Here is a 25,846-nt window from a genome sequence, read left to right on the forward strand (position 1 = left end):
GATCCTTTAGGAGGAATGTGAAAATGGTTATTGTAACAAACAAATCCAAAATTACAAAAGGTAATGGTGACAAGTTAATTGAGCGTTTTAAGAAAGTTGGGCAAGTTGAATTTATGGAAGGCTTTCTCGGTTTAGAAGTTTTATTTACACAAAATACTCGTGATTATGATGAAGTATCCGTTGTCACTCGTTGGAATTCAAAAGAGGATTTTAAAAACTGGACGAAAAGTGATGCTTTTAAAGCTTCACATACAAAAAGAGAAATTCCAGATTATATTATTGAAAATAACATCAGCTTTTATGATGTTAAAGTGGTAAGAAACCCATTAACTTCTGGTGATACCGATTTAGAAGCTGCTCAATAATAAAGAGAGCGTATCCTTACTAAGACGGTCTCAAAAAGTCATTTGACCTTTTGAGACCGTCTTTTTTTACGTGATAGGAATTTTAGTAGTTTTATTGGTAATGAAATTAAGGGATTCGCAGGATTTCAGTGCGTATTACTCTTTATTGGTAATGAAATTAGCCGACTCACTTGATTTCAGTGCGTATTTTGCTTTATTAGTAATGAAATTAATCGACTCACTTGATTTCAGTGCGTATTACTCTTTATTGGTAATGAAATTAATCGACTCACTTGATTTCAGTGCGTATTACTCTTTATTGGTAATGAAATTAGCCGACTCACTTGATTTCGGGGCGTATTTTGCTTTATTAGTAATGAGATTAGTCGACTCACTTGATTTCAGTGCGTATTACTCTTTATTGGTAATGAAATTAGCCGACTCACCGGATTTCAGTGCGTATTACTCTTTATTGGTAATGAAATTAGCCGACTCACCGGATTTCGGGGCGTATTTTGCTTTATTAGTAATGAGATTAATGAAATCACGGGGTTTTTGGCTCGAATCACGACTTTTACTTCCCTAACCCCTAAAATGAAAAAACGGTTTTAAAGGGTCTATTTTCCCCTTCAAAACCGCCTTCCTTCTATCATCAACATTAACTTCTTGGTATAAGCTTGCCGTGCACGACTAAACGCCCTTCATGTCGATCTAATTGATAATCACAGGTTGAGAGTGTGATAATTTGATCGCCTGCTTCAATGTCTATTGAGGGTTCAATAACAGACCTGGCTTGGATTTCATTAAGAAACTCTTGATAATGTTCTTCATCTCGGAAGTCTGTCTCAATATAATAAAAGTCAGTTGTGGTCACATAAGCGGCAAATACTTCAACCTCATAACTTTCATAGAGAGTATCATAGGCAAATACTTGGTTACTCTCGTAAAACTCTTGCTCTAAGTAGTTTTTTAGAGCAGCAAACATTGTACCATCTTTCATACGATGTCCATACAAAATGGTATGCTTATCCTCCACATTAGCATCAACTTGGTTACGGTAATCCATAAAAATAGAGCCCGCTCTCGTTTCTTCTAATAAATAATTCCTAAATAAATAATAATCATTATCCTCGGCTTGTAAAACAGGATAGTCAATTTTCGTATCATTAACCGTAATCCAAGCGACAATGTCTTCATTCAATTCCAATAATGGTTCAAAAGAAGAACGCCTTTTGCTAGAATCCTCCCACACCTCCACACTTGGCGTATACACATCTTGAATATCGGCAAGCACCCGTTGATTTTGGTAATAATCTAAACCGATTGATAATAATTGATAGCATGAAAAAAGAAATACACCTAAACAAACGATCGTTACCAATCTATTGAGGAAACGCCTCTTTTTCTTTTGAGTCTTCTTCAACCCACTCACCTTCTTAAATACCGATCGGGACAATATATAGTCCACTTTCCTCATCATTTTTCACATCTGCTTTTACACCATAAATATCTCTTACGCTCTTTGAATTAATGATTTCAGCTGGTTCGCCTTCCATCATTTTCTGTCCATCTTTTAAAACAATTAAATGGTCACTATAACGAATCGCTTGGTTTAAGTCATGTAACACCATCACGATAGTCATGCCATGCTCTTTATTCAAACGTTTGATTAATTCTAAAATCTCCATTTGATGATACATGTCTAAATAAGTCGTCGGTTCATCTAAAAATAAGCTTGGGGTCTTTTGAGCAAGAGACATGGCGATCCAAACGCGTTGCCTCTCACCACCTGAAAGTTGATTTAAAGTCATTTTTCTTTTCGATTGCAAGTTGGTACATGTAATTGCCCAATCAATCGCTTCCTCATCTTCTACTCGCTGAGACTGAAACATTCGTTTATGCGGAACTCTCCCAAACGCAATTAACTTTTCAACCGTCATATCTTGAGGTGCTTCATTCTGCTGATGAACAACCGCTAATTTACGAGCAAATTCACGAGCTGAATACGTCTGGATCTCCTTTCCATCCAAAAGAATATTCCCATCTAGCGGATTTAAGTTCCGAGACATAATATTAATAAAAGTCGATTTCCCAGAGCCATTTGGTCCAATAATTGTCGTAATCTTTCCCTTCTCTACTTTTGCACTTATATTATTAATTTGTGACTTTTCTTTTATATAAGCGAATGTGACATTATTAATTTCCATTGAGTTTATCACTCCTTCTAAGTAAAAAGATCAGAAACGGCCCCCCAATAATCGACATGATAATCGAAGCTGGGATTTCATTCGGAGCAATAACCGTCCTCCCTAAAGTATCCGCTAAAAGTAGCAACAATGCACCCGCTAATGCGGTAAATGGTAAGAGTACTTTATGATCCGACCCGACTAATTGCCTTGCGATATGTGGGATAAGTAAGCCAATAAAAGCAATCAAGCCGGCAACAGCTGTTGAAACCGCAGCTAATAAGACCGCCACACTTGAAACAATTAACCGTGAACTTAAAACCGATACCCCTAAATTTCTCGTTGTTTTATCTTGTAGGACAAGTAGATTACAAACAGCAAACAAGGACATAGCCAAAATTAAACCGATTGAACCAAACGTTACCATAATCTCGACATCACGCCATGTTTTCATCACCAGTGTAGAAGTAGTTGTTGGGCTAATACTCGTTACCGTATAGCTTCCACGATAATTAAACGTATCACTTAATCCACTAAAGACAGCGTTAATAGCAACCCCTACTAAAATTAAACGAATCGGACTTAATCCCGATTTCCAAGATAAGCTATAGACGAGAAAACAAGCGATCGCTCCACCGATAAAAGCAAATAATGGCGACCCAAAATATAAAGTTGGAAAAAAGCTAACCGCTAAAATCGACACAAAGCCAGCACCAGAAGAAATGCCAATAATTCCGGCATCAGCTAATGGGTTTCTCATAACCGCTTGCAATAGAGCTCCAGAGACGGCTAAAGCTGCCCCAGCAAATATGGCAATGATAATTCTTGGTAAACGTAAATCACGTATGACCGCAACCTCATCGTTAGTACCAGATAGCAATCCCGAAATGAGTTCCCCTAAACTCACTTGGATACTTCCTGTCAAGGCTGAATAGACGGTCACAACAAGTAATAATAAACTTACAATTGAAAAACTCAGCACTTTCTTTTTCATTTTTTCGACCCTTCTATCTGTTTGAGTTCTTATTCATAAAGCATTTCAACTAATTGCTCCATTGCCTCGACAACAGCTAGATTACCTGTTGTTGGGAACAGTTCCTCTTCCAAGTCAAATACTCTTCCATTTTGAACTGCACTAAAATGTTTCCAAATATCATCAGTAGCAAATTTTTCATCAAACATCTGAATGACCTCATCTGGCATACCATGGGCCGCTCTTAAAATAATATCTGGATTTGCTTGCTGTAAATATTCTGTATTAGAAGCTAAATACTCAACAGACTCCCCTTGAACGATATTTTCACCACCAGCACGTTTTACGAGATCACCAATATAGGAATGCTCCGTTGCTACTAAATAACTCCCTGGAACTCCAAGTAAAATTAAAACAGAAGGGGCTTCTTTATCCTTCACTTTGCTTTCAACAGCTTCTAATTGAGCTACAATGGTCGTAACTAGCTCATCTGCTTGCTCTTGCCGATTAAACTTCTCTCCAATCAGCTCTATTTCCAGAAGCATACTTTCCAAGCTTTGAAAATCTAAAAAGGTCGCCTCTAAATTGACTCTTTTAAATACTTCTTCTAAATCAGTCTGTAAAGTCGTAACGGAATACACTTCTGTTGGTGTAAGTGACTTAACAAGCTCCATATCAGGACTCATCGGATTTCCAACCTGTTGAACATCTTCATATTGTTTTGGCAACGTTTTATAGCTTGTTGGAATACCAACTAAATCTATTTCCAATTCCGCAAAAATTTCCGTAGCCGCTACGGTCGTCGAAACAATTTTATGCTCCTGCTCTATATCTAAAACAACTTGCTCATTCTCTGTTTCCAAAACTTCATTAGAACAGGCAAAAAGAACGAAGGAGAGCAACGCCACCCAAACCATTAACATCAAACTCTGCTTAAACCTCATCGACTTCACCCTTTCTGACTAAATGTAAATCTCATCTGTCCATTTAAAATAAGAAGAAGGCTGAGACAAAAGAGTTTTGACTAATGAGAAATCCGAACTTATTAATCATTTAGCCTAGTGCACTTGCTCAGCTAAAGTTGTCTTTTGTTCGTAACTCATTTAAACCCTTTCGTTTTGTCCCAGCCTAATTACTAATTCGTACCTTATAAAGTTCCTAATCTATACTTTCTTACTAACCAAAAGGCTGATGAAATAAGGGTTACTACTAGTAAAGCAATCATAAGATAGCTTGTCGTATCCGCTGTTTTGGCGTTTTCTGTTTGATTACTTGTTTGAGTAGGGTTCTTTTCTTCATCATTACGATCATAATTTAAGCCATTTTGCTCTTCGGACCCTTGGTTCCCACCGTTACCATTACCTTCATTTGTTCCACCATTCGTATCATCATCTGAATCAACATCTTCTTGCTCTGGTACAAAATCTGATCCAACGGCTTTAATGCTCGCAACATCAAAAGCAAACTGGACTTCGTATTTTCCATCGTAGAAAATTGGCTCTTCAAAATAAACTTCCGTATAGGCATTTAAAACTTGGGTTAAGTCTGCTACTTCAAATCGAACAGCTCTTGTATCGGCATCCTTATTCTCTGAAACAACCTCTGCATCCACATATGAGCCATCTACTTCAGTTTGGAAGACTTTAATCCAATCACTATTTTTTAGTGTCATCGTGATAAAGTTTTGCTCATTTTCAACCGTTAATAACGCTGGCTTTAACGTATATTCATCCATAACCGAAATGTCTGTAGTATCTTTTTTATAGACAGAAAAATCGATGGAATAAGTACCGTCCTCTAATTCCTCCCCATCTTCATTACCTGGGTTTGGAGTAGGATTCGGGTTTGGATTTGGATTTGGATTTGGATTCGGAGTAGGATTTGGTTGTGGATCCGTTTCTGGATCTGGTGTAACGACCGGACTCCCCTCTTCATCTACAAGACTTTCTCTATCAAATTGGAATTGTACTTCATAACTACTACTATAGTTTATTTCTGGAATCACAACTGTCGTAAAGGCATTTAACTTCTCATCTAAATCAGCTAGGTTAAAGCGAACCGTTCTAGTATCTTGCTCTAGATCTTCTTCTACAACCTCACTGTCTATTAAAGCTCCATCTTGTTCCGTTTGGAAAACTGTAATCCAATTACTGTTCGTTAAAGTTAAGTCCACGAATTGATTTCCATCTTCTACCGTTAGAGTAGCTGGTTTTACGGTATATTGATCCATAACCGAAATCTCATCAGTTCCGTCCTTTAACACAGCAAAATCAATTTGATATTTTCCATCTACTAATGATTCTGGCTCTTCAGGAGTAGGTACAACTGGTTCTTCAATTTCTTCTTCTTCAAGCAATTGAGCTGTTTCAAAATCAAGGCTTAAACGAAAGGCTTGGGTATTTCGATAATTAGCTGCTGGAACAAACATGTCCACTTCTGCTTGGATCACTTCAATTGAATTGGCCAACTCAAACTTTACAATTCTCGTTAGCTCTTCTTCATCTTCACTCACGACTTCTCCACTTATCATTTCACCATTGTTTTCTAATCGTAAGCCCGTAATAAAACTACCCGGCTGTTCGATGACACCTAATAATAATTCAATCTTGTCATCCTCAACTTTTATAGTCGCAGGATTAGCTAAATAACGTTGCATAGAAGAATCGTTATCCTCAGTAGCATGAAGTGCACGAAACTCGATTGAATATGTACCATTTTCTAATGACACTTCTTCAGGACTTTCTGGACTCTCATTCTCGATTTCTTCTAAACTATCTAAATCAAATGCTAAACGGAACTTTTGGGTGTTTTCGTAAATCGTACCGTTACCCATAAGCACTCTCATATCAACTTCTGCCGCAACAGGGTTATTTAAGTGATCTAGCTCAAATTTTTCAACTCGAACTTGATTAGGCTCCCCTTCTACTAACTCGCCGCTTTTAAATTCGCCATCATATTCAAGACGTAAATCTGTAATCTGTCCTTGCTCATCTAACACTTCTAATAAAGCATATACTTTCTCATTTTCGACGATTAAGGTAGCTGGGCTTGCGATATATCTATCCATTGAAGAAGGACGGTCATCTGTCGCATGTAAGGCAGAGAATGCCACAGCATACGTACCATCTTTTAATTCTGGAGTTTCTACTTCTTCTCCTGGTTCTTCTGTTCCTTCTTCAGGAGTCTCTACTTCCTCTCCTGGTTCTTCTGTTCCTTCTTCAGGAGTCTCTACTTCCTCTCCTGGTTCTTCTGTTCCTTCTTCAGGAGTTTCCACTTCTTCTCCTGGTTCTTCTGTTCCTTCTTCAGGAGTTTCTACTTCTTCTGGTTGCTCAACATTGATTTCTTTAAGACTCGCTGCATCAAATTGAACTTGAACCGTATATTCGTTATCGTAATGGAAATTAGGAATACCTGTTATAACAACATGTGTAAAGGCATCTAAACTTTGATTTAAATCTTCAATTGGGAAACTTACAACCCGTGTATCATCTTCAGTATTTTCTGAGACAAGTCCCGCATCAACAAACTGTCCACCTCGGTCAGTTTGGAATACTTTAATCCAATCACTATTTAATAATGTTAGATGAACCAGTAGTTCTCCATCTTCTACAAATAAAGAAGCTGTATTATTTACATAGTCATCCATGACCGATGTCTCAGTCGTTCCATCTTTGTAGACGACAAGGTCAATCTCGTACTCCCCATTTAATAGTTCTTCATTCGTACTCGTCTCGGCAAAAGCGGTTGATAGAGTACTAGAAAACACAATTAAAAAGACTGAAAAAACAATCATTAATTTCTGTAACTGCTGTTTCAAATGAAGCTACCCCCTTTTTATATTTTTTGTGCGTTAAAATTTCGCATTAATACAAATCCTGTTAAGGCAATTAAAATGATAAAAATTACAATTTGTGTTGTATCACTTGTTTGAGGGTTAGAAACGTTTTCTGAAGCGACATTGTTTGTAGCTGATGGTGATTGCGACCCACTCACCACTTCTTCCGTTTCTGACTCACTGTTGCTAGAACTTGCGTTTGTGTTGTTATTCTGAGGAACACTTAACGCTTGTAAACTATTTTGATCAAAAGAAAAACGAACGGTATAACCATGGTCATAATTGATGTCTTTCACGATTACATGGATGTTAGCAGCTAACGGATTAGATAAGTCACTTACTGGAAATTGAACCGTACGTTTATCATTACTTTGATCCGTACTTAAAACTCGTACATCCTGATTATGGACTTTAAACTCTGTTACCCACGAACTATGATTAATCGTCATCTGAACGTCCATCTTTCCATCCTTAACGATTATCTTTGCTGGCTTTTCCCAGTAATCATTAGCAATCGATGCGGAATCATTGTCCGAATGAAGCACCGTATAGGAAATTGAATATTCGCCATCAGCTAAATCAGTTGAGGCATTTGTGCTCATTGGCATAAGCGTTGTTGCTATTAAAGCGATTAGTAATAAAAATGGTAAAAATTTTTTAACCTTCACTACCTTTCCCTCCCTAATTCATTAATATTGATTATTATTCTCAATTAAAAATAGACAAAAAAATAAGCACTTACTCCTGAATTTGATTATCATTCTCAATTGATTGATAAAAAAAATATTGCTTCATTCAAGCACCTTACTTACTCATAGCCCCTCCCCTCACTATGATTAAGCCTTTCCTTTTTATCTTACTTAGAATGATAATCATTGTCAATTAAAAAATAGGATATTTGTTCCTTTTCTATTTGCTATAACATAGGAATACAAATAAATTAAACATAAAAGGCTCTCAAAAGCTATTACTAACTTTTGAGACACCTCTTTCTTTAGTTTCCATCTGGACTCACTTCGACTGAACTACCATCTGAACGAATGTAAATATGTCCATCCTTTTCAGTCACATAGACGTCAATCCCTTGTCCCACTAGCCTTTTATATACTTTTTTCCAATTAGAAGTATTAGAGCTTATGATCGCATATTTTGGGTTAGCCATTTCAATAAAATCTTTAGATGAGGAGGTTCGGTGCCCATGATGAGGAATATGAAGGACATCCGCTTGTAACTTTATACCATATTCCTCAATCAATTTAGCTTCTGTCGGTTTATAAATATCGCTTGCTAAAAGAAAGGTATTATTTTGATACGTTACTTTTAAAACAAGAGCTAATTGATTTATCTGTTTCGTTGACCATTTTTTCTTATTCAGTATCTCTCCTGGGTTCAACACTTCAATTTCGACCTGAGAGCCAAGTTTGAATGTATCTCCCTTTTTTAAATAATCGACATGAATTTGTCTTTTCGCTAAAAGTTGGTGGAATGCTTGATTCACTTTTGAAACAACGGGAATTTCTGGCATATAAAAATGGTCAATTCCTCGACTGCTAATCAGTGAAAAGAAGCCTCCTATATGATCATGATGAGGATGAGTAGCAACTGCATAATCTAATGACTCGACCCCTAACCTATCTAATAACTCATTTAATTGATCACCCATGTTTACATTACCTGAGTCTATCAACAATGTTTTCCCTTCCGGACTTTTTATAAGGATGGAATCACCCGATTTTTCCTTATCCTTTAAATTAAAATAACGAACTGTTAAAAGTTCATGGTCGGCATCTACTTGAAAAAACGCTCCCACATCATCTTCTGCACTTGCCTCTGGAACAATTGTCCCTTCGTCTCCTTGTGTCAAAACAATAAAACCTACGAGCAAAATCGAAGCAAAAACACAGAGTTTTAGCAGGTGAGTTCGTGTTATTGACTCCATTTTATCCCTCCCAACAGTCATTCTTTCTTTTATTATTTGAAGCGTTTAACCATTTATACATATGACTCTTTTTCCTATAAACAAAAAAGCCTAAATCGTCATTATATAATGATTGGATTTAGACTCCGTTTATTTAATTTGGCCTTTTCAAGGTAAACGAATGATCAACTTCCATGTAGTCGTTCCCCGCTAATCTACCTACTGCCTTTAATAATTCCTGACTCACTCTTCCTTTTTTATAAATGTTCTCATCGATATGAAACTGAACAATTTTTCCGATAAAAAAATCAACGCCCGGTTCTCCGTTACTTTTATTTAACGGTAAGTATGTTTCCAATTCACATTCAAATCGAACTTTCGCTTCTGCAATACCAGGCACATTAATTTTATCGCTTTTTATCGGGGTTAATCCGAACTTTTTGACCTCACTTTGATTACGTGGTAATCCTTCTGCCGTTAAATTTACTTTTTCGACATTATCACTATCGACAATATGAACAACAAATTGCTTTCTCATTAAAATATGTTCAGCTGTATCCTTTCGTTCTCCCCCTTTTCTCCCGACCGAAATCGAGATTCTTGGTGGATCAGATGAGACAACATTAAAGTAACTGAACGGTGCGGCATTTAATGTACCATCGACAGCTTCAGTCGTGACAAATGCAATCGGCCTTGGAATAATACTCCCAATTAAAAACTTATACTTTTCTCGTTCAGACAATGAGTTTGGATCGATTGATAACATAAGCTCGCTCCTTTTCGTTTAATCTAGCTCCCTCACATCAAAAGGAAGGAGTTCACGTTCAATTTTAGCACGATGTGACTCATATTGGGCTGGCAACATCAATTTTGCTCCCATCGTTTCTTGAGATTCATCATGAGCAAAACCTGGGGGATCCGTTGCAATTTCAAATAAAATTTCACCATGCTCTCGAAAATAGATCGCATTAAAATAGTTCCTGTCTTGCACAGGGGTAACGCCGTATCCATTGTTTCGAACATAGTTCTGCCATTCTAATTGGTCCGCATCATCACTAGCACGCCAGGCAATATGATGAACCGTTCCAACGCCCATTTGTCCTCGACCGACAGCGGTTATGTTCAGATCAATTGTATTCCCGATCTCACCAATCGATTTAAATCTCATCCACCCTCCCTCTTCCCCAACTTTTTCTAATCCCATAACTTCTGTTAACATTTTTTCCGTTTCATGTGGACGAGTAGATAATAAGGTAGCCCCACCAAAGCCTTTAATCGCAACATCGGACCCGATTTTTCCAAATGTCCATTTACTGGCCTTTCCTTCTTCTCTTTCAACTAGTTCTAGCTTTAAACCATGAGGGTCCGAAAATTGTAGATAGGATTCACCAAAACGAACTTTTTTCTTAACAGGGATATCAAATTTTTCTAATCTTTTTTCCCAAAATAAGAGGGCATCTGTTGGTACAACAAATTGTGTGACGCCGACTTGGCCACCCCCAACCTCTCCCTGATAAGCACCAACCCAGTTAAAAAAGGTCATAATTGTACCTGGATGACCACCCTCGTCCCCAAAATAAAGATGATATGTTCCAGGGTCATCAAAGTTTACTGTCTTTTTCACCAATCTAAGCCCTAATACACCCGCATAAAAATCGACATTTTCCTGTGGGTCGCCTACGATTGCTGTAATATGATGAATCCCCTTAGTTTTTTTCAATTTAAAAGCTCCTTTCACTTTTATGCACCTTATAAATAGTATGCTCTAACTCATTTATGCTTAAATGTCTTCATTAAACTTATCTTAAATTCGAGATATCAATCAAAAAAGAAAGGAATATTACATTCCTTATTCTTTTATAATCCCTCTGCATGATGACCGATTTTTTTCAGCTGCTCAATCAACATTCCCTTTTGTTCGTCATCTATAATCGAAAATAAATCTTGAATCGCTTGCTGATTTTTCGGGAAAACCTTTTTCATAAATTCTTTCCCTTTTTTGGTGATAACCGCATAAGTGACACGACGATCCTTTTCAGAGAACCTTCTTTTAATATAGTCTTTTTGCTCCAGCTTATCGACTACATATGTGATCGACCCACTAGAAAGAAGGACTTTTTTTCCAATTTGTTGAATAGGTTGCTCACCCTTATGGTATAATAATTCCAAAACAGCAAATTCCGTTTTATTAATTCCATAAGTTTTGATTTCTTTTTCATTACAATCGGCAACCGCTCGGCTCGCTCTTAATAAAACGATAAAAAGCTTCAATGCTAAGTCTTGTTCTTGTTTTTGATTGCTCATTCGCGTCACCTTTCATTATCTTTAAAAAAAATATCTTAAAATCGAGATAATTATATACTGCTACTATATACACTGTCAACCATTTATCAAATGCCTTTTATTTTATAGAAACAGGTGGGAATTATGAAAAAATCGCTCCTACTTCTTACTCTTATATATAGTATTATAATCCAAGGTTTTATAGGGCCTTCTCCAGCAACATCCTTTATAAAGGCCGATGTTGCTTACAGTGAAACTATCTGGTTTCCGTTACAAGACACGACAACTTTAAACGATGCCAGCTCTGACCTGAACTGGAAACTCATTTCATCTGATATGACTAGCAGATACGGTCAGGTTTCTTCGACTTATTGCCACTTTATCGATTCCTATGTAGCACAGTTAATCTTAAATGACTTATTAATGACGATAAAGCTCCAAAGTACACAATTTTCTTTCTTATGAAGCTCATAACTTCATAAGAAAGGAGAAGACTCATGGCTAAAACAAAAAAGAATCTCGATATTAGTGATGCCCTTTTCGGTTTACTGTTCGGGTTAATTTTAATGATAGTTGTCTTTTTATTTGCTCACCATGTTCTCGGATTAGAATATTTTCCTGCATAATTATAGAAGGGCTGTCCCAAGGTGATGAAATTGACCTTTATGGGGCAGCTCCTTTTTCTTTTTATAAAGTGAAAAGTCCTCCCCATTTCATCTCCTGACGTTATCAAAATGCTCATAACCTCTATCTTCCAATCATTAAATGAACTTTCACAGATTACACATACGAGGCACATTTGTATTTAAATGGATTGCTAATAAAATAATTCATTACTTTCATTTTCGTATCCAAGAGGTAAAATGAAAGATAGGACACTTAACGCATAATTTCATAAGAGGAACAAACGGACTTCGCTTTTTATTCAATCTAGTTACGTCCGTTAGAAGCTCGAGAAAAATCGGTCGTCTTTATGAAGACAAAAAGCGTCTTCAACAGCCGCCCCTGCCCACAGGACGTGGGTACAAGGCGTTGCGGCAGGATGGCGCGAACTTAGCGTTGATCCTTGATATTCTCGCTTCTGAACAAACGGACTTCGCTTTTTATTCAATCTAGCTACGTCCGTTAGAAGCTCGAGAAAAATCGGTCGTCTTTATGAAGACAAAAAGCGTCTTCAACAGCCGCCCTGTATTTTTTCTCGCTTCTGAACAAACGGACTTCGCTTTATAATTAAGGAGGGTTAATATGTATGTAGCCAATTCAGACAGATATGAGAAGATGATTTATAATCGTGTTGGGAAAAGTGGATTGAAACTCCCTGCAATTTCACTAGGACTATGGCATAATTTTGGAGGAGTTGATGTCTATGAAAATAGTCGACAAATGGTTCGTGCAGCATTTGATTTAGGCATTACTCACTTTGATTTAGCCAATAATTATGGTCCACCACCTGGTAGTGCAGAAGAGAATTTTGGACAAATTTTAAAACAAGATTTTCAACCATATCGTGATGAAATGATTATCTCTTCAAAAGCAGGTTACTATATGTGGGCAGGTCCTTATGGAGATGGTGGTTCCAAAAAGTATCTAGTCGCAAGTCTTGAGCAAAGTTTAAAGCGAATGAACCTTGATTATGTCGATATTTTTTACTCTCATCGTCCAGATGAAGAAACACCTATAGAGGAAACAGTAGAAGCACTCGATCTGATGGTTAGACAAGGAAAAGCATTGTATATAGGGATTTCCAATTACTCTGCGGAACAAACCCTTGAGATGACAAAGCTGTTTAAAGAATTAAGGACACCTTTTATCATCCATCAGCCTTCTTATAGTATATTTAATCGCTGGATTGAAGATGGACTAAAGGATGTACTTGTCGATCAAGGCTTAGGAGCGATTGCATTTAGTCCGTTAGCACAAGGTTTATTAACGGATCGCTATTTAAATGGCATTCCTAATGACTCTAGAGCAAATCGTTCAACAAGCCCATTTTTACAAAAAGAGAATGTCAATGCTACCATTCAGAAAGTACAAAAATTAAATGAACTAGCCAAACAGCGCGGACAATCCTTAGCAGAGATGGCGGTTTCATGGATATTACGAGATGGGATTGTAACAAGTGTGTTAATTGGAGCAAGCAAAGTGATTCAAATCGAGGCAAATGTGCGTGCACTTGATAACTTATCATTTAACCAGAAAGAACTTATAGAAATTGAGAACATTGTAAAAAACGATTCATAAGCACCTTCTTATAAGAAAGGCACATCTTCTGAGCGAGGTGCCTCTCTTATATGCTTAGTGAACGAAAAAATCATTCAAGCCTTAGTGGCCTGAATGATCCATTTCTTCTTCCTCATCATCTGTTGCTTCTTCTTGTCCGTCCTCAAATATCTCTGCCAATTCTTCATCCGTAAAATCACCGACGATAACTTCTTGTTGTGGCATGACGTGCATATTGCGAGCCGTGACATGAGCTTGTACATAATAAATGTCTTCCTCTAAGAAACTATATTCCATTTCATACATTCCGTTTTCACTATGAGTACCTTCGATCATCTCACTTGCTTCTTTGCTACCTAAAGTCCATACTTCAAAGACAACTTCATCCGCATCCTCAATAGGTTGTTCTCCTTGTGTCACTTCTGCGGTGATGACAGTCGCTTCGTTTACGGCTATATCCTCTTCTAAAAATATCTCAACATCAATCATCGTTAATGTATCTGGTTCATTTACCTGTTCCTGTCCATTCTGATTACACGCACTTAAAATCACAATCAACGTTAAAAATAGTACAACTTGTCTTACCTTCATTCTCATTACAAATTCTCCTTTCATCCTTACCCACTCTATTTATTGCTTTTTTAATATAGCTCATAAATGTGAAACCTAAGTGAAGTATGACTATTTAATTCTCTTCACTAATTTAGCATAAGTAATCAAAAAATGACATTTGAGCGTAAGTAATGTAAAGAGGTTAGGAAGTGAATTAGCTCCCAACTGGTTGCTTTTAAAGCTTATATAGAACGTGTTTGATTTAAAAATTGATTCGTAATGAAAATCCTGGCTTCTCTCTTTTACGGTGCGTATTATCCTTTATTCGTAATGAAAATCTTGACTTCTCTCTTTTACGGTGCGTATTATCCTTTATTCGTAATGAAAATCTTGACTACGCTCTTTTACGGTGCGTATTATCCTTTATTCATAATGAAAATCCTGGCTTCTCTCTTTTACGGTGCGTATTATCCTTTATTCGTAATGAAAATCTTGACTACGCTCTTTTACGGTGCGTATTAATCTTTATTTTCATAATGAAAGTCTTAATCCCGCTCTTTTATAAAAGTTGCATGAGCTCACTATTTACTTTCTCTAAATTTTGCAAAAGCTTTGTAGTGCTGTAATAATCAATTTTGGCGTGGTAAATATTCGCATAATTCATTTGTTCCTTGTAAGATAATGCTTCAAAATCATCGATACTGTTATTCGTATAGCTCTGATAATCTTGAAAGACAGATTCCTGTAGTTTTTCTAAGCCATAACTTAATTCATGAACCGAATGCTGTAGCTGTTTATAGGCTCCCGTATCATTTCCTTCGTATTGAAATTGTTGATTGCTTCTTTTTAACTGTTGTTTGATTTTTTCCAATAACATATTTTGAGATTCATTCACTTCCATATGATTCAAAATTTGTTCACAAGCATTTAAGAGCTCCTGAATACGTTCAGTTGATTGATACATGATTGCCACCTCATTAACAAATAGTTTTTCCTATTATTTGTCATACTGGAAAAACTATACGACCATTACATCTCCACGACTTTTTCGATTCGCCAGCACCGACTGGACATGATATGATTAGATCAAAAAGTTTTCTGATAATAACATTACTGATTATCATCTACTTAGCAAAGGGGACCACTTTATGAACAAAACCGAATTAATCAAACGTTTAATTAAATATGCAAAAATTGATACTCAATCAAATGAAGAAAATGAAGCCTGTCCATCTACAGTTGGGCAGTTAGAATTAGCCCAGCTGTTAGTAGAGGAATTAAAAGAAATCGGCATGTCCGATGTAACCATCGATGAGAATGGCTATGTGATGGCGACCCTACCTGCCAACACAGACAAAGAAGTTCCAACGATTGGTTTTTTAGCCCATGTTGATACGGCTACAGACTTTACAGGCAAAAACGTTAACCCACAAGTTATTGATAAGTATGATGGAAATCCAATCGTTTTAAATGAAGAGAAGAAAGTAATTTTATCACCGAAGGATTTCCCACAAATGAGTAACTACATAGGACATACATTAGTCACAACCGATGGTACCACACTACTTGGAGCCGATGATAAAGCGGGAATTGCTGAAATTATGACAGCGATGGATTATTTAATTAAACATCCTGAAATTAAACATGGACGTATTCGTATTGCTTTTACACCTGATGAAGAGATCGGTCGTGGGCCACATAAATTTGATGTAGGAGCTTTTGATGCTGATTATGCTTATACTTTAGATGGTGGACCTTTAGGGGAGTTACAATACGAAAGCTTCAATGCTGCCGGTGCGAAAATAACGATTAAAGGTTCAAACATTCACCCTGGTACCGCAAAGGGGAAAATGGTCAATTCAAGTAAGATTGCGATGGAATTGCATCGCCGCCTTCCAGCTGCCCAAGCACCTGAATTTACGGAAGGATATGAAGGTTTTTATCATCTCTTATCTTTAGAAGGAGATGTTGAAGAAACAAAAATGTATTATATTATTCGCGATTTTGATCGTACAGAATTTGAGAACAAAAAAGCTCAACTCCTTTCAATCGTACGGGATATGAATGCCATCTATGAAGAAGATCGTGTCTTTATTGAGATGAATGATCAATATTACAATATGAAGGAAAAAATTGAACCGGTAAAAGAAATCGTTGATATTGCCTCTACCGCCATGAAGAATGTAAACGTCGATCCGATTATCGAACCAATCCGTGGTGGAACGGATGGTTCACAAATTTCTTATATGGGATTGCCTACTCCTAATCTCTTTACAGGTGGGGAAAATTACCATGGTAAATTTGAATTTATTTCTGCCGACAATATGGTTAAAGCAACAGAAGTGATCATTGAAATTGTTCAACTTTTTGAATCAAAAGAATAAAAACAACATGAGTCGGCTATAGTGTCATCTCTTACATAGTCACTCTAAAATGAAAAAAACTGTGCCGATAAAGTCACTTTTGACCTTATCGGCACAGCCCCTACATAAGCATTATCTATGCTCTCTATGTCTTGGTCTCTCTTCAGACTCTAAATGATAAGAACTAGAGGAGAGCTGCTTTCTTTCTTCTTGCTCCAACTTTTTCATTTCTAATTCTAACTCCAATTCTTTAACCTCTAACCTTCTCTCTTTTAAATCATAATCTTTTTTCACTGCATAAGCTCCGACACCCATTGCAGGAAGGACGACAATCGCAATCATTAACACAATTTCAAACGGCATTATGTAACCACCTTTTCTTTTTCTAATTCGTGTCACCTAAGTAAATTTTCTTACCTTCATTATGTATCAAATATTTAATCATTTGATAAGGATAAAACCTGAGCTGGTGGAGCTCATTCAAATTCACCCATACGACATCGACTTGATGTTCATCTGGATTTTGAGGACGACACTCTTCTAGCGATGATGTCAACTGACAAGAAAAATAATACTCAACTTGATGAAGGTCATAATCAAATTCAGCATATTGATGGTTTTTTCCAATATATTCTCTTATATGAGCAATTTCTTGAATCGTAACCTTTTGTCCAATCTCTTCTAAACATTCTCTTTGTAATGCTTGATGAAAAGTTTCCCCATGCTCCTGTCCACCACCGGGACACATATAAAAGAAGCCTTCTCGATCCTCATTTTTAGTTAATAAAATGTGATTGTTTTGAATGATTAAAGCCTTAATAGAATTTCGAACAGCCAACCGGAACCACCTCTTCAGTTATATTCGCTTTATACTCAATAATTCCTTTATTATCGTGTTAAAAAAGAGGATAGGACAAAACTCTGTTCTGATTTGAAAAGCGTTCTACTCACCGTTCCCGAAAATCATGCTCCGCGTCCTATGGGGTGGCACCGAACTAACCGGCTTGGCCGGTGGATTTCGGCCTGCCACTAGATCCCACTGGAGTCTCCGCATGTTTTCGTCCACTAAGATAGAGGATAAACCTTCTCATTCCTTTTGTAATATAAAATAAATAATTTCCATTAAAAAAATTAGATGACCGTCATTTCTATTCACCTAACTCTTTTTTTAGTCGTTTTGTCCCAGCCTCCTTAACCTTACTTTATCTTCCATTAGATTTCAATGAGACATTTCCTATTTCTGTCGTTAATTCAACTAAAGGGGCTGTTTCATCATTTAAATTAACAGACGCGGGAAGATCAACAGACTGTCCTCCTAGCTGACTACGCAGTTCATGTCTTAACGCCACTGGAGCCTCTATTAAAGTGACTTGAACATCGCCAACCGAAGAATGGGCTTTAATATTCGCCATTAATTCGGTCACCTTAATATCAATCACCCCAACCTCACTTCTTGCTGTAATTTCACCTTTCACTTCGTCGACTTCTATCAGTCCAACCGATGCATATAATTCAAAATGCTCTGCTGTTACCTCTGATACTCTTATGCTCCCGACACTATTATTTACTTTCAGTTTTGAAAGCTCTTTTTCCGGTATTTGAATGGTCAAGTTGCCGTAGTCAGGAAAAATCGAAAAAAGTTTAACAGTCGGTTTTTTACTAATTCAATAAAAAGATTTGATTGCGATTGCTGAACAACTAGCTCGTAATTATCTAAATGTTTTTGCTCTGTTTCTCCTTCTAATGAGACGATGATCTCATCGCCATCATAGCTCTTTAATTGGACATCACCCACACTTGTGACCACTTCAATCGCTTCTACAGAGTTCGCTTCAACTTGTTTTGTTACATCTAATGTAGCAAGATTAAAAGGAGAGTGACCATATTGATAAAGAACGACATTGCCAATAATTGATAACCCAATGAGAAAAAAAGCAATTCCGACTATTTTTTTGATAGGTAAATTCCAATTCAACTTCATGACCCCCTAATCACTTTTAAATTAAATGATAAATAGCGAAGGGTTCCCTTATAAATAAGACGAAGAGTATAATAGGCACCAACTAATGCCAACAACCCGACTCCTACCAACCCAAGCATATAAAAGATTTCTTTTAGAAAGGTTAATGTAAATCCACTTTCGATTAATAATAAAACCGGTGAAAATACAAGAACCGCTCCCACTGTAAGGAGGACAAACGGTACTGTTAAAACGAGCACATATGGAGCAAGGACAATAACTAAATTAAAAAAACCTAATCCTAAAGTGGCGAGGACAGCCCTCGAAACATTTTTAAAGGATGGATTCTCATTAGCATTCGAAACTTTCATATTATATAAGATTTCTTTAGCTACTTTTTTCGGTGAACCGAGTCCCTTAATAATATCTTCTTCACTCCGACCTTTTTCACGACCGATATAAAAATGCTCCTCATAATCAACAAGAATTTCTTCTCTCTCTTTTTCTGGAACACTCATTAATTCCTGTTCCAGTTGCTCCATAAAACGATCTTGTAGCATTACATTCCCTCCCCATCTATCATCGATTGTACTCCTTTTGAGAAATGACTCCATTCCTTAACGAGCTCATTTTTATAGAACCTGCCACTCTCTGTTAGACAATAATATTTTCGTGGTGGACCTTCCTTTGATTCACGTAAATAAGTAGAAAAATAACCATCCTTTGTTAATCTTCTTAACAAGGGATAAATCGTTCCCTCTGATATCTCAATCTGTTTGGAGATTTCCTCCACTAATTCATACCCATACCTATCCTTCTGAGCTGTTAAGACGAGGACACATAATTCCAAAACACCTTTTTTAAATTGAATATTCATCGTACAACACCTCTTTAACAGGTACTATATATTGCAAGGTACCTTATAAATCTTAATTTATCATGATATTTTATGAATATCAAGTAATTTTTGGAAAATAGTCTCTGGATTTTGTTGTTGGTACACTTGTCTTTTAGTTTTGACTTTTTGGGCTAAAGTCTGAAGAGTCGGCTCTTCCTTTTGACTGTGCCTCCTAAAAAAAGACTGCTCAAAGTTTCTTTCGTCTTTGAACCAGCCTCTTCTCTTTAATTCTTTTTCATTCATATTACATCGGATCCAACACGAGCGAAGATACACCGGTTAATCGAATCACTTGACCTTCCTCTAGCGTTACCTCAGGGTTCGTTTGATTAAAACCTGAGCCAATGAGTTCGTATAAACGAGGTTCTTCATTTAATTCCCATACCTCAAAATATCCAAGTCCACTATATTCTGTCACTTGATACGTGCCTGGGGCAACATCTAACCCGACTTTCCAAATACCTGCCGTTAACTCATTTGTAATGTCGGTTTCAACAGGGTAAATATACACCCACGTCAGTCCCCCATCAGCTTCAATCGTAAATGTTTCCTTTAAATCGATCGTTATCGTTTCGACTCCATAACGACTGCCAAGAATACTGTGATAAATCAACGTACCATCTTGATCACGTATATAAACATTCCCCGAATACTCCGGATGCAGTTGATACCTGCCTTCAGGTAATGAATGGAGCTGACCCACTTCCCGAGAAGGTCTAATGACGAACTCTTCTAATGCTTCCTCATTACTGCGGTCGATTTCATCAAAAATATGGGAGCTAATTCCCGCAACAATCTGTGCCTTCTCCTCTCCAACCAACTCATAATTATTTTGAAATGTCTTTATTTTCTCCGTCTCACCTAATTGAGTTTGCCTACATCCTGTTATCACGAGAAGGACTACAATTCCAACGATTAGAAAGAGTAAAGAATACCTTTTATTACTCATTTTCAAGGTAGTACCTTTCATAAAACTCCATTGTTCCTAATGGGCCAACTTCTAGTTGCTGATCAGAGAGCTCAAGAAAACGCTCCAGCCATTTTGTTTGTTCTTTCATGTTCAATCCTTTTAAAGGAAAACATAATAAATGATTAGCGATGTATAAATGTTCCTCAGGTAGCTCATATTTTTGTTTTAAAAAATGATATTGCTGCCTATCCATTTCGACCTTAATAAACGAATCCTGATCTTCTTTATATATTTGTTCGTGAACAAAGGTTCCATTTTTTAAATACCAGACACGATCGGCATATAAATCTAAGTTCTCTAACAAATGGGAGGCAACAAAGATCAATTTATTTTCTTGTTTCATTTCGCTCAGTTTTTTTGAGATTAAAGCGACATTTGTTATATCTAGACCATTCATGACTTCATCCATAATCATGACAGATGTATCAGCTGCGACCATCATCGCAAAGCAAAGTCGCTGTCTCATCCCTAAAGAATAAGTGCGAACCTTCCTTTTTACATAATGCCCCATGTTTAAATATTCAATTACCACAGGGATATGTTTTCTTGAACCCTTCCACATATCCGCAAATAAGCGTAAATGCTCAAGTCCAGTTAAATCTTCAAATAAATCTTTTTGTTCAGGGAAGGTAGACATATGTTTATGAATATATACTTCCGATTGCTCTGATTCATATTTATGTTTATTATCAAAAATAACTTCCCCTTGAACCGGTCGTAAATAATTTGACATTACATTAAACAATGTCGTTTTCCCAGTACCATTCGGGGCAACGAGACCAATAATCTCCCCCTTTTTGGCCGTAAAAGACAAATTATCAATTACTTTTCGCTCTCCAAAAGCGACGGTTATATTTTTTAATTCAAGCATAATCAATGCCTCATTTCTAACTTAAGATTGTGAGCTTGGCTCTTTTTGTTTAAATTTCTCTAAATAATTCTTTTTATTGATTCCGTAAATAACGGAGATAATGATTAGCGTTGCAATGAATATCGCGATCAATGCATACGTATAATCGATTTGACTAAAAGAATATTGTACCGTTGAGTTTCCAAGTAAGATCGCATGAATGTCAATTAACTTGATCGTATGTAACCAAGATACATGTAAGCCAACTGAGCTAAAGATATCCGGGATAAAGAATACTCCAAGTCCAAACATAATCGTGGCATACGCATTTTTAAAAACTATATTGAGTAAAACCGTTAAATACAATAGAAAAACCGTGACAAGGAAAAAACCTATCATAACTAACAAGTAAAATTTTAAGGTTGATATCGCGATAAATTCGCCCCCCTGATAAATAACAACTGGAGCAGCAAAATCACCAGGACTCGATTGCCAAGCGGCAAATAACCCTCCAAGCCCAAACCCTACTAATAGAAAGAGAGAGATACAAATGAAAGAAACCATTACTTTGGAATGTACCTTGCTCATAAATGAAAGAGGAATTCCTTTTAAAACGCTCTTATGTCTTGCTTCAAAAATCAGTATTTCACTTGCAAACATTAATATAAATAATAAAAAGACAAATCCACTAATCGTGCCTAGTGCCTCCACTAAATACTGACTAGAAGTAATAGCATCCATTTGAAATTCTAAATGATGTTCATCAATATACGTTAAAAAAGCTTTCTCTTTAAGGATTTCATTTACGGGAATAATCATATTGGGTGGTAATCCTAGATTGCCTAATTCATGAACACGTAAACGTAATTGTGATAATTCTAGGCCGTTTTCTAAATACCCTTCCCAGTCCTTATCTCGTAAATACCACACTTGAAAGTTTACGAGACTAGATTGTTCCCTTAAATTCAAGCCAATTTCATATTCAATATCTGATACCCCATCTAAAGGTTGCATTTGATTAAAGATCGAGTTATACATATTGGGTTCTTGACGCTTTTCTTCATATACTGTCATTGGCCTTGAAGAACTATAAAGGAAAAAAAGATGATAAAAAACAAAATTAACAAAAGACCTAGACAGAGATTTTTTTTATTGTACCTTTGTAAGTTCAATTCAAATCTTGAATACTTCCAATACATATTTGGTTATCCTTTCTAGCTATGACCTTACTTATAGAAGCGGCGTTTATTCACATATTTTGCTGTAAAAAATAGAAGAATCTCAACAATAAGAATGGTTATGAGCAAAACCATGATTCCTCTTGTGTACGTAATCGTTTCAAGATTGATTAAAAAACTCTTTTCACCCGTAATCACCTTCCCAAAATCAAAATAGGTTTGTGGAAAAAAACTTACCTCATACCCAAATAACTCCCTCGTAGTGCGATTGAAGTAAAAATGTTCAGAAAATAAAAGCAAACTACTAATCACTAATACAACCCACTGATTTTTCACGAGTAGATTCAAGCAAACGTTCAGCCGGATCAATAAGAACACACAAATTGGAATGAAACTCATTGTTGTAAGCAAAAATGTCCCAATTGTCATCGTATCGTAATCTTGTAAAGTAAAGGTTTGTTGCAGCGGCATAATCGGTAGTTCAAGTGTTAAAGAACCCCACCCGTACTGAATGGAAATAAAGAGAGCCCCGAAAAGAAATAAGAGAGACAGAACGATTAATGTATAGAAAAAAGCGATAGCTGATTTTAAATTAAGGAGACGATACCACGGAATTGGTACCCCTTGTATAATCGTTTTATTGTGCTTATCACGAATAAGTACATCACTACTAAAGAAAATAGCTGTAAATAGGAGAATGAAAGGTAAGTATCCAAGCAATAAGTTTGAGAGAGCTTGAAAAGTTGTTTTCTCCTCTATTAATGCAGGTGTTACATCCTTACCACTTGCTAATAAACTTTCATGTTTTAATAAGGTTTGGTAATATGCATGCTTACGATCCTTAATAGGAAAAGGAGAATCAAAGAAACGAGGGTCTTCTAATAAAAAGTTAGCTTGATTCGTACTTATATATAAGGTTTGTAAATGAAGAAATCGATAATAGTCTCCTTCCTCTAATGCTGTTAACATTTTTGTATGTATATCAATATAAAATTGATCGACGGCATAAACCGGTGCCATTGTATAACGAATATAACCGGTCGATCCTCTTCTTTCCCTGTCTTCTTGCATCGCCATCTTTTCCCCAATCGTATATTCAACTTGCTCACGATCAAAATGACTATCGGTTTGGCTGTTCGGTAACAGGATGAAACAATAGATTAACAGAGCAATCCCTAAAAAAAGTAAAAACAATAAATTTTTTTACTTTTTAACATCAGATTTAACTCATGCTTCATAAAGGCAACATTCATTATTTTCTCCTTTTCCGTCATTAAGTTTCAATAATTGAGTTAATTTGATAAATTTTGGAATGATTTTTTACTATACTACAAAAATCTAAATTAGTAAAATATTCTTTCTATTCAACGAAATAATGTGGTAATATTTTACTATAAATAACTACTAGGAGGATTTTAGTGAAAAGATATAGTAATAGAGTAGCGAAGTTTTTATTTGTTGTTGGTGTTTTAATTGCTTTTCTTGGAGTGCTAATGTCAGGGCTTTATTTCTACTTCGAAATCAAAAGTGCCAATGAATATCATTATTATAATAATGAATGGGAAATGTGGAGAATGGCTTTTTCTAGTTTCACATATTCTTTAAATTCTATCGGATTTACTGGTTTTTTTCTTATTGCTGCAGCTGAGTTAATCCAAGTTCTACATAATCAAAATAATACACCAGTTCTTACATATACGGACCATCCCCCTGCGGAGAAAACAGAGGGTGTCGAAGCATTAGCGGAAAAAGAAGAACCGATTCATCAATTAAAAGCAGCGGAACAGTTTAAAGTTCATCATTTCTTTGATCAACTCGGTTTAAAAGTGGATGATATTATTGTTCCTCCTTATGAAGGGTACTGCATTGTCCTCATTAATGACGATGCACAACTAATTGAAATTGGTGAATTTCAGCCCAAGATTTTAAAATTTCACGATTACCCGGAGATAATGGAATGGTATAAAAATAGAGAGGAATAAGGGATTAGATTGGAGGTAGCGATGAACCCAATTATGCATGTGGTCGTAAAATTACTTTTTTATGGTGGAATCATCTTAGTTATTGTTAACCTGCTTGCCTTTCTATCTCTATTTTATATAGAAATCATTCAACCACTTAAGGTTTATTATTATGTTGATTTTAGCGATTTTTTGAGTACTCTCATTCCTAGGTTGAATTATTTTTTTATAAACGCTAAAGCTGACTTGTCTTTGTCTGGTCTTTATTTAATCGGTCTTTCAGAAGTGATTAAAATTCTCTTTATCGATTCAAATAGGGCTATGATAAACAGCAAACCAAAAGCTGCCTCCTGATTTGACAAAGTCGGCGGTTACTGAAATGCGGTCTACTCATTAAAATAGAGTTCCATGAGTTAGCTATACTCCGCCAGCTCCATACCCTACGCGTTCCGCGGGTAAACCGGGAGCCTCCTCGCCTTGCTGCGGGGTCTCCCGTGTTTCACTTCTCCCGCAGGAGTCTCCGGGTATTGCGCTGGCTCCGTTTTTGTTAATGAGAAACCGTTTGATGCTAGGATTGACACTCTAATAAATAACCTACTCGCCTAGGGTTCTTTCTCGCCAAAATTGAGCATGAGACTTTTTCAGTGACCCATTAGATTAGGATAGCAGCTCTGTTTCGTAACGGTTGTTACTTTATCAATCTGTTTCTTAGCTGCTCTACACTTTCACAAATCGCAACTGGATTTTGTTCTTGTAATTCTTGATAGGATCCGTAGCCATAAAGAACAGCGATCGATTGTATACCTACTTCGTTTGCTCCGATAAGATCGTGTTTCCGATCGCCAACCATTACAAATTCTGATTTCTTTTTCATAGGGTACTTTTGTAAGATAAAATCAATAATTTCGGCTTTTGCTGAACGTCCTCCATCAAGATGACTGCCCACAACTAAATCAAAATAACGATCAAGTTTAAAATAAATAAGGACTTTTTCAGCAAAAACAGTTGGTTTGGATGTCGCTAATACGACTTGATAATTCCTTTCCTTTAATGTCTGTAACAACTCCATAACACCTGGATATAATTCGTTTTCAAAAAGACCTTTCTCTATAAACCTCTCTCGATAAAACCCGATAGCTTGTTCGGTTTGTTCTGAACTTAAAGAGTAAACTTCCGAAAAAGATTGCTTTAATGGAGGACCAATAAAACATTCAAGCTCATCTAAATCGGTTACTTCAATATCAAATTTTCGTAAAGCATATTGAACTGATTTTGTTATCCCCACTTTCGGATCCGTCAATGTACCATCTAAATCAAATAGGAAAACATTTACCTCATTCATTTCCATCCCCCTC

At 36.4% G+C, this 25,846-nt stretch carries 31 protein-coding genes; 7 read left to right on the forward strand and 24 right to left on the reverse strand.

Translation table 11 applies throughout. From position 1 onward, the window contains the following. Nucleotides 1-23: 23 nt before the first annotated feature. Both isdG and BALCAV_RS10925 read left to right on the forward strand, forming a co-directional pair. Nucleotides 24-365 carry a heme oxygenase gene (isdG, locus tag BALCAV_RS10920; protein ID WP_003320722.1) on the forward strand — a complete coding sequence of 114 codons (342 nt, stop codon included), beginning with the start codon at nt 24-26 and terminating at the stop codon, nt 363-365. 100 nt (nt 366-465) lie between these two features. Next, entirely contained in the window at nt 466-930 is a 465-nt protein-coding gene (locus tag BALCAV_RS10925; RefSeq protein WP_152563043.1) for a hypothetical protein, read from the forward strand. 72 nt (nt 931-1,002) lie between these two features. On the opposite strand, the gene srtB is transcribed toward BALCAV_RS10925, so the two are convergent. The 10 genes from srtB to BALCAV_RS10975 all read right to left on the reverse strand — a co-directional run bounded on the left by srtB (nt 1,003) and on the right by BALCAV_RS10975 (nt 11,560). After that, the gene (srtB, locus tag BALCAV_RS10930; RefSeq protein WP_052044369.1) at nt 1,003-1,821 is read right to left on the reverse strand and encodes a class B sortase; all 819 of its coding nucleotides are present in this window, start codon (nt 1,819-1,821) and stop codon (nt 1,003-1,005) included. Then, a complete protein-coding gene (locus BALCAV_RS10935; protein WP_040323902.1) occupies nt 1,781-2,551 on the reverse strand; it encodes an ABC transporter ATP-binding protein in 771 nt (256 codons plus the stop codon). Before BALCAV_RS10935 ends, srtB begins: the two co-directional genes overlap by 41 nt. Next, the gene (locus BALCAV_RS10940; RefSeq protein WP_003323618.1) at nt 2,541-3,524 is read right to left on the reverse strand and encodes a FecCD family ABC transporter permease; all 984 of its coding nucleotides are present in this window, start codon (nt 3,522-3,524) and stop codon (nt 2,541-2,543) included. Before BALCAV_RS10940 ends, BALCAV_RS10935 begins: the two co-directional genes overlap by 11 nt. A gap of 29 nt (nt 3,525-3,553) precedes the next feature. Continuing rightward, entirely contained in the window at nt 3,554-4,447 is an 894-nt protein-coding gene (gene isdE / locus BALCAV_RS10945; protein ID WP_003323619.1) for a heme ABC transporter substrate-binding protein IsdE, read from the reverse strand. A gap of 203 nt (nt 4,448-4,650) precedes the next feature. Beyond that, nucleotides 4,651-7,320 (reverse strand): NEAT domain-containing protein, encoded by a 2,670-nt coding sequence (locus BALCAV_RS10950; protein ID WP_040323903.1) that lies wholly within the window; start codon nt 7,318-7,320, stop codon nt 4,651-4,653. A 17-nt stretch (nt 7,321-7,337) separates the two neighbouring features. Then, nucleotides 7,338-8,006 carry a heme uptake protein IsdC gene (gene isdC, locus BALCAV_RS10955; RefSeq protein ID WP_003323621.1) on the reverse strand — a complete coding sequence of 223 codons (669 nt, stop codon included), beginning with the start codon at nt 8,004-8,006 and terminating at the stop codon, nt 7,338-7,340. A gap of 326 nt (nt 8,007-8,332) precedes the next feature. Beyond that, nucleotides 8,333-9,277: a ComEC/Rec2 family competence protein gene (locus BALCAV_RS10960; RefSeq protein ID WP_003323622.1), complete on the reverse strand. Its 945-nt coding sequence runs from the start codon at nt 9,275-9,277 to the stop codon at nt 8,333-8,335. Nucleotides 9,278-9,410: 133 nt separating this feature from the next. Further along, the gene (locus tag BALCAV_RS10965; RefSeq protein WP_003323623.1) at nt 9,411-10,022 is read right to left on the reverse strand and encodes a flavin reductase family protein; all 612 of its coding nucleotides are present in this window, start codon (nt 10,020-10,022) and stop codon (nt 9,411-9,413) included. Between the two features lie 18 nt (nt 10,023-10,040). Next, the gene (locus BALCAV_RS10970) at nt 10,041-10,976 is read right to left on the reverse strand and encodes a ring-cleaving dioxygenase (RefSeq protein WP_040323911.1); all 936 of its coding nucleotides are present in this window, start codon (nt 10,974-10,976) and stop codon (nt 10,041-10,043) included. Between the two features lie 137 nt (nt 10,977-11,113). Further along, the gene (locus BALCAV_RS10975; RefSeq protein ID WP_003323626.1) at nt 11,114-11,560 is read right to left on the reverse strand and encodes a MarR family winged helix-turn-helix transcriptional regulator; all 447 of its coding nucleotides are present in this window, start codon (nt 11,558-11,560) and stop codon (nt 11,114-11,116) included. A gap of 476 nt (nt 11,561-12,036) precedes the next feature. Between BALCAV_RS10975 and BALCAV_RS23100 the strand changes: the two genes are divergently transcribed. Then, nucleotides 12,037-12,165 (forward strand): hypothetical protein, encoded by a 129-nt coding sequence (locus BALCAV_RS23100; protein WP_268746805.1) that lies wholly within the window; start codon nt 12,037-12,039, stop codon nt 12,163-12,165. Between the two features lie 619 nt (nt 12,166-12,784). Next, nucleotides 12,785-13,780, forward strand: coding sequence for an L-glyceraldehyde 3-phosphate reductase (mgrA, locus tag BALCAV_RS10985; protein ID WP_040323904.1), 996 nt, complete (start codon nt 12,785-12,787; stop codon nt 13,778-13,780). Nucleotides 13,781-13,861: 81 nt separating this feature from the next. Here the strand turns inward: mgrA and BALCAV_RS10990 are convergent, their stop codons facing one another. Together BALCAV_RS10990 and BALCAV_RS10995 are read right to left on the reverse strand one after the other, a co-directional pair. Further along, the gene (locus BALCAV_RS10990) at nt 13,862-14,356 is read right to left on the reverse strand and encodes a FixH family protein (RefSeq protein WP_003324642.1); all 495 of its coding nucleotides are present in this window, start codon (nt 14,354-14,356) and stop codon (nt 13,862-13,864) included. A gap of 514 nt (nt 14,357-14,870) precedes the next feature. Beyond that, nucleotides 14,871-15,275, reverse strand: coding sequence for a hypothetical protein (locus BALCAV_RS10995; protein WP_003324643.1), 405 nt, complete (start codon nt 15,273-15,275; stop codon nt 14,871-14,873). A 184-nt stretch (nt 15,276-15,459) separates the two neighbouring features. On the opposite strand from BALCAV_RS10995, the gene pepT reads away from it, so the two are divergent. After that, entirely contained in the window at nt 15,460-16,695 is a 1,236-nt protein-coding gene (gene pepT / locus BALCAV_RS11000) for a peptidase T (RefSeq protein ID WP_003324644.1), read from the forward strand. Between the two features lie 111 nt (nt 16,696-16,806). Here pepT and BALCAV_RS11005 read toward each other — a convergent pair whose 3' ends face one another. The 11 genes from BALCAV_RS11005 to BALCAV_RS11055 form a co-directional block, all read right to left on the reverse strand. Continuing rightward, entirely contained in the window at nt 16,807-17,037 is a 231-nt protein-coding gene (locus BALCAV_RS11005) for a hypothetical protein (RefSeq protein WP_003324645.1), read from the reverse strand. A 22-nt stretch (nt 17,038-17,059) separates the two neighbouring features. Next, the gene (locus tag BALCAV_RS11010; RefSeq protein WP_003324646.1) at nt 17,060-17,512 is read right to left on the reverse strand and encodes an NUDIX domain-containing protein; all 453 of its coding nucleotides are present in this window, start codon (nt 17,510-17,512) and stop codon (nt 17,060-17,062) included. A 364-nt stretch (nt 17,513-17,876) separates the two neighbouring features. Continuing rightward, a complete protein-coding gene (locus BALCAV_RS11015; RefSeq protein WP_040323905.1) occupies nt 17,877-18,284 on the reverse strand; it encodes a DUF4097 family beta strand repeat-containing protein in 408 nt (135 codons plus the stop codon). Beyond that, nucleotides 18,281-18,649 carry a hypothetical protein gene (locus BALCAV_RS11020; protein WP_040323906.1) on the reverse strand — a complete coding sequence of 123 codons (369 nt, stop codon included), beginning with the start codon at nt 18,647-18,649 and terminating at the stop codon, nt 18,281-18,283. The genes BALCAV_RS11015 and BALCAV_RS11020 overlap by 4 nt, the downstream gene beginning before the upstream one ends. A gap of 2 nt (nt 18,650-18,651) precedes the next feature. Beyond that, nucleotides 18,652-19,194, reverse strand: a complete 543-nt coding sequence (locus BALCAV_RS11025; RefSeq protein WP_004428116.1) for an HAAS signaling domain-containing protein — start codon at nt 19,192-19,194, stop codon at nt 18,652-18,654. Next, nucleotides 19,194-19,511: a PadR family transcriptional regulator gene (locus tag BALCAV_RS11030; RefSeq protein WP_004428118.1), complete on the reverse strand. Its 318-nt coding sequence runs from the start codon at nt 19,509-19,511 to the stop codon at nt 19,194-19,196. The genes BALCAV_RS11025 and BALCAV_RS11030 overlap by 1 nt, the downstream gene beginning before the upstream one ends. A gap of 60 nt (nt 19,512-19,571) precedes the next feature. Beyond that, nucleotides 19,572-19,775, reverse strand: a complete 204-nt coding sequence (locus BALCAV_RS11035) for a hypothetical protein (protein ID WP_004428123.1) — start codon at nt 19,773-19,775, stop codon at nt 19,572-19,574. 1 nt (nt 19,776) lies between these two features. Continuing rightward, nucleotides 19,777-20,481, reverse strand: a complete 705-nt coding sequence (locus BALCAV_RS11040; RefSeq protein WP_136445988.1) for a hypothetical protein — start codon at nt 20,479-20,481, stop codon at nt 19,777-19,779. Next, complete coding sequence (locus tag BALCAV_RS11045) at nt 20,474-21,373, reverse strand: ATP-binding cassette domain-containing protein (RefSeq protein WP_004428128.1); 900 nt, start codon at nt 21,371-21,373, stop codon at nt 20,474-20,476. The genes BALCAV_RS11040 and BALCAV_RS11045 overlap by 8 nt, the downstream gene beginning before the upstream one ends. A 21-nt stretch (nt 21,374-21,394) precedes the next feature. Beyond that, the gene (locus tag BALCAV_RS11050) at nt 21,395-22,426 is read right to left on the reverse strand and encodes a hypothetical protein (RefSeq protein WP_152563044.1); all 1,032 of its coding nucleotides are present in this window, start codon (nt 22,424-22,426) and stop codon (nt 21,395-21,397) included. A gap of 152 nt (nt 22,427-22,578) precedes the next feature. Beyond that, nucleotides 22,579-23,724, reverse strand: coding sequence for a hypothetical protein (locus tag BALCAV_RS11055; protein ID WP_040323908.1), 1,146 nt, complete (start codon nt 23,722-23,724; stop codon nt 22,579-22,581). Nucleotides 23,725-23,948: 224 nt separating this feature from the next. On the opposite strand from BALCAV_RS11055, the gene BALCAV_RS11060 reads away from it, so the two are divergent. Both BALCAV_RS11060 and BALCAV_RS11065 read left to right on the forward strand, forming a co-directional pair. Next, nucleotides 23,949-24,512, forward strand: coding sequence for a hypothetical protein (locus BALCAV_RS11060; protein WP_004428133.1), 564 nt, complete (start codon nt 23,949-23,951; stop codon nt 24,510-24,512). 21 nt (nt 24,513-24,533) lie between these two features. Then, nucleotides 24,534-24,845 (forward strand): hypothetical protein, encoded by a 312-nt coding sequence (locus BALCAV_RS11065; RefSeq protein ID WP_004428144.1) that lies wholly within the window; start codon nt 24,534-24,536, stop codon nt 24,843-24,845. A 334-nt stretch (nt 24,846-25,179) separates the two neighbouring features. Here the strand turns inward: BALCAV_RS11065 and BALCAV_RS11070 are convergent, their stop codons facing one another. After that, entirely contained in the window at nt 25,180-25,833 is a 654-nt protein-coding gene (locus tag BALCAV_RS11070; protein ID WP_003324062.1) for an HAD family hydrolase, read from the reverse strand. Between the last annotated feature and the right edge of the window lie 13 nt (nt 25,834-25,846).

It is taken from the genome of Alkalihalobacillus alcalophilus ATCC 27647 = CGMCC 1.3604, assembly GCF_000292245.2.
Lineage (GTDB): Bacteria > Bacillota > Bacilli > Bacillales > Bacillaceae_D > Alkalihalobacillus > Alkalihalobacillus alcalophilus.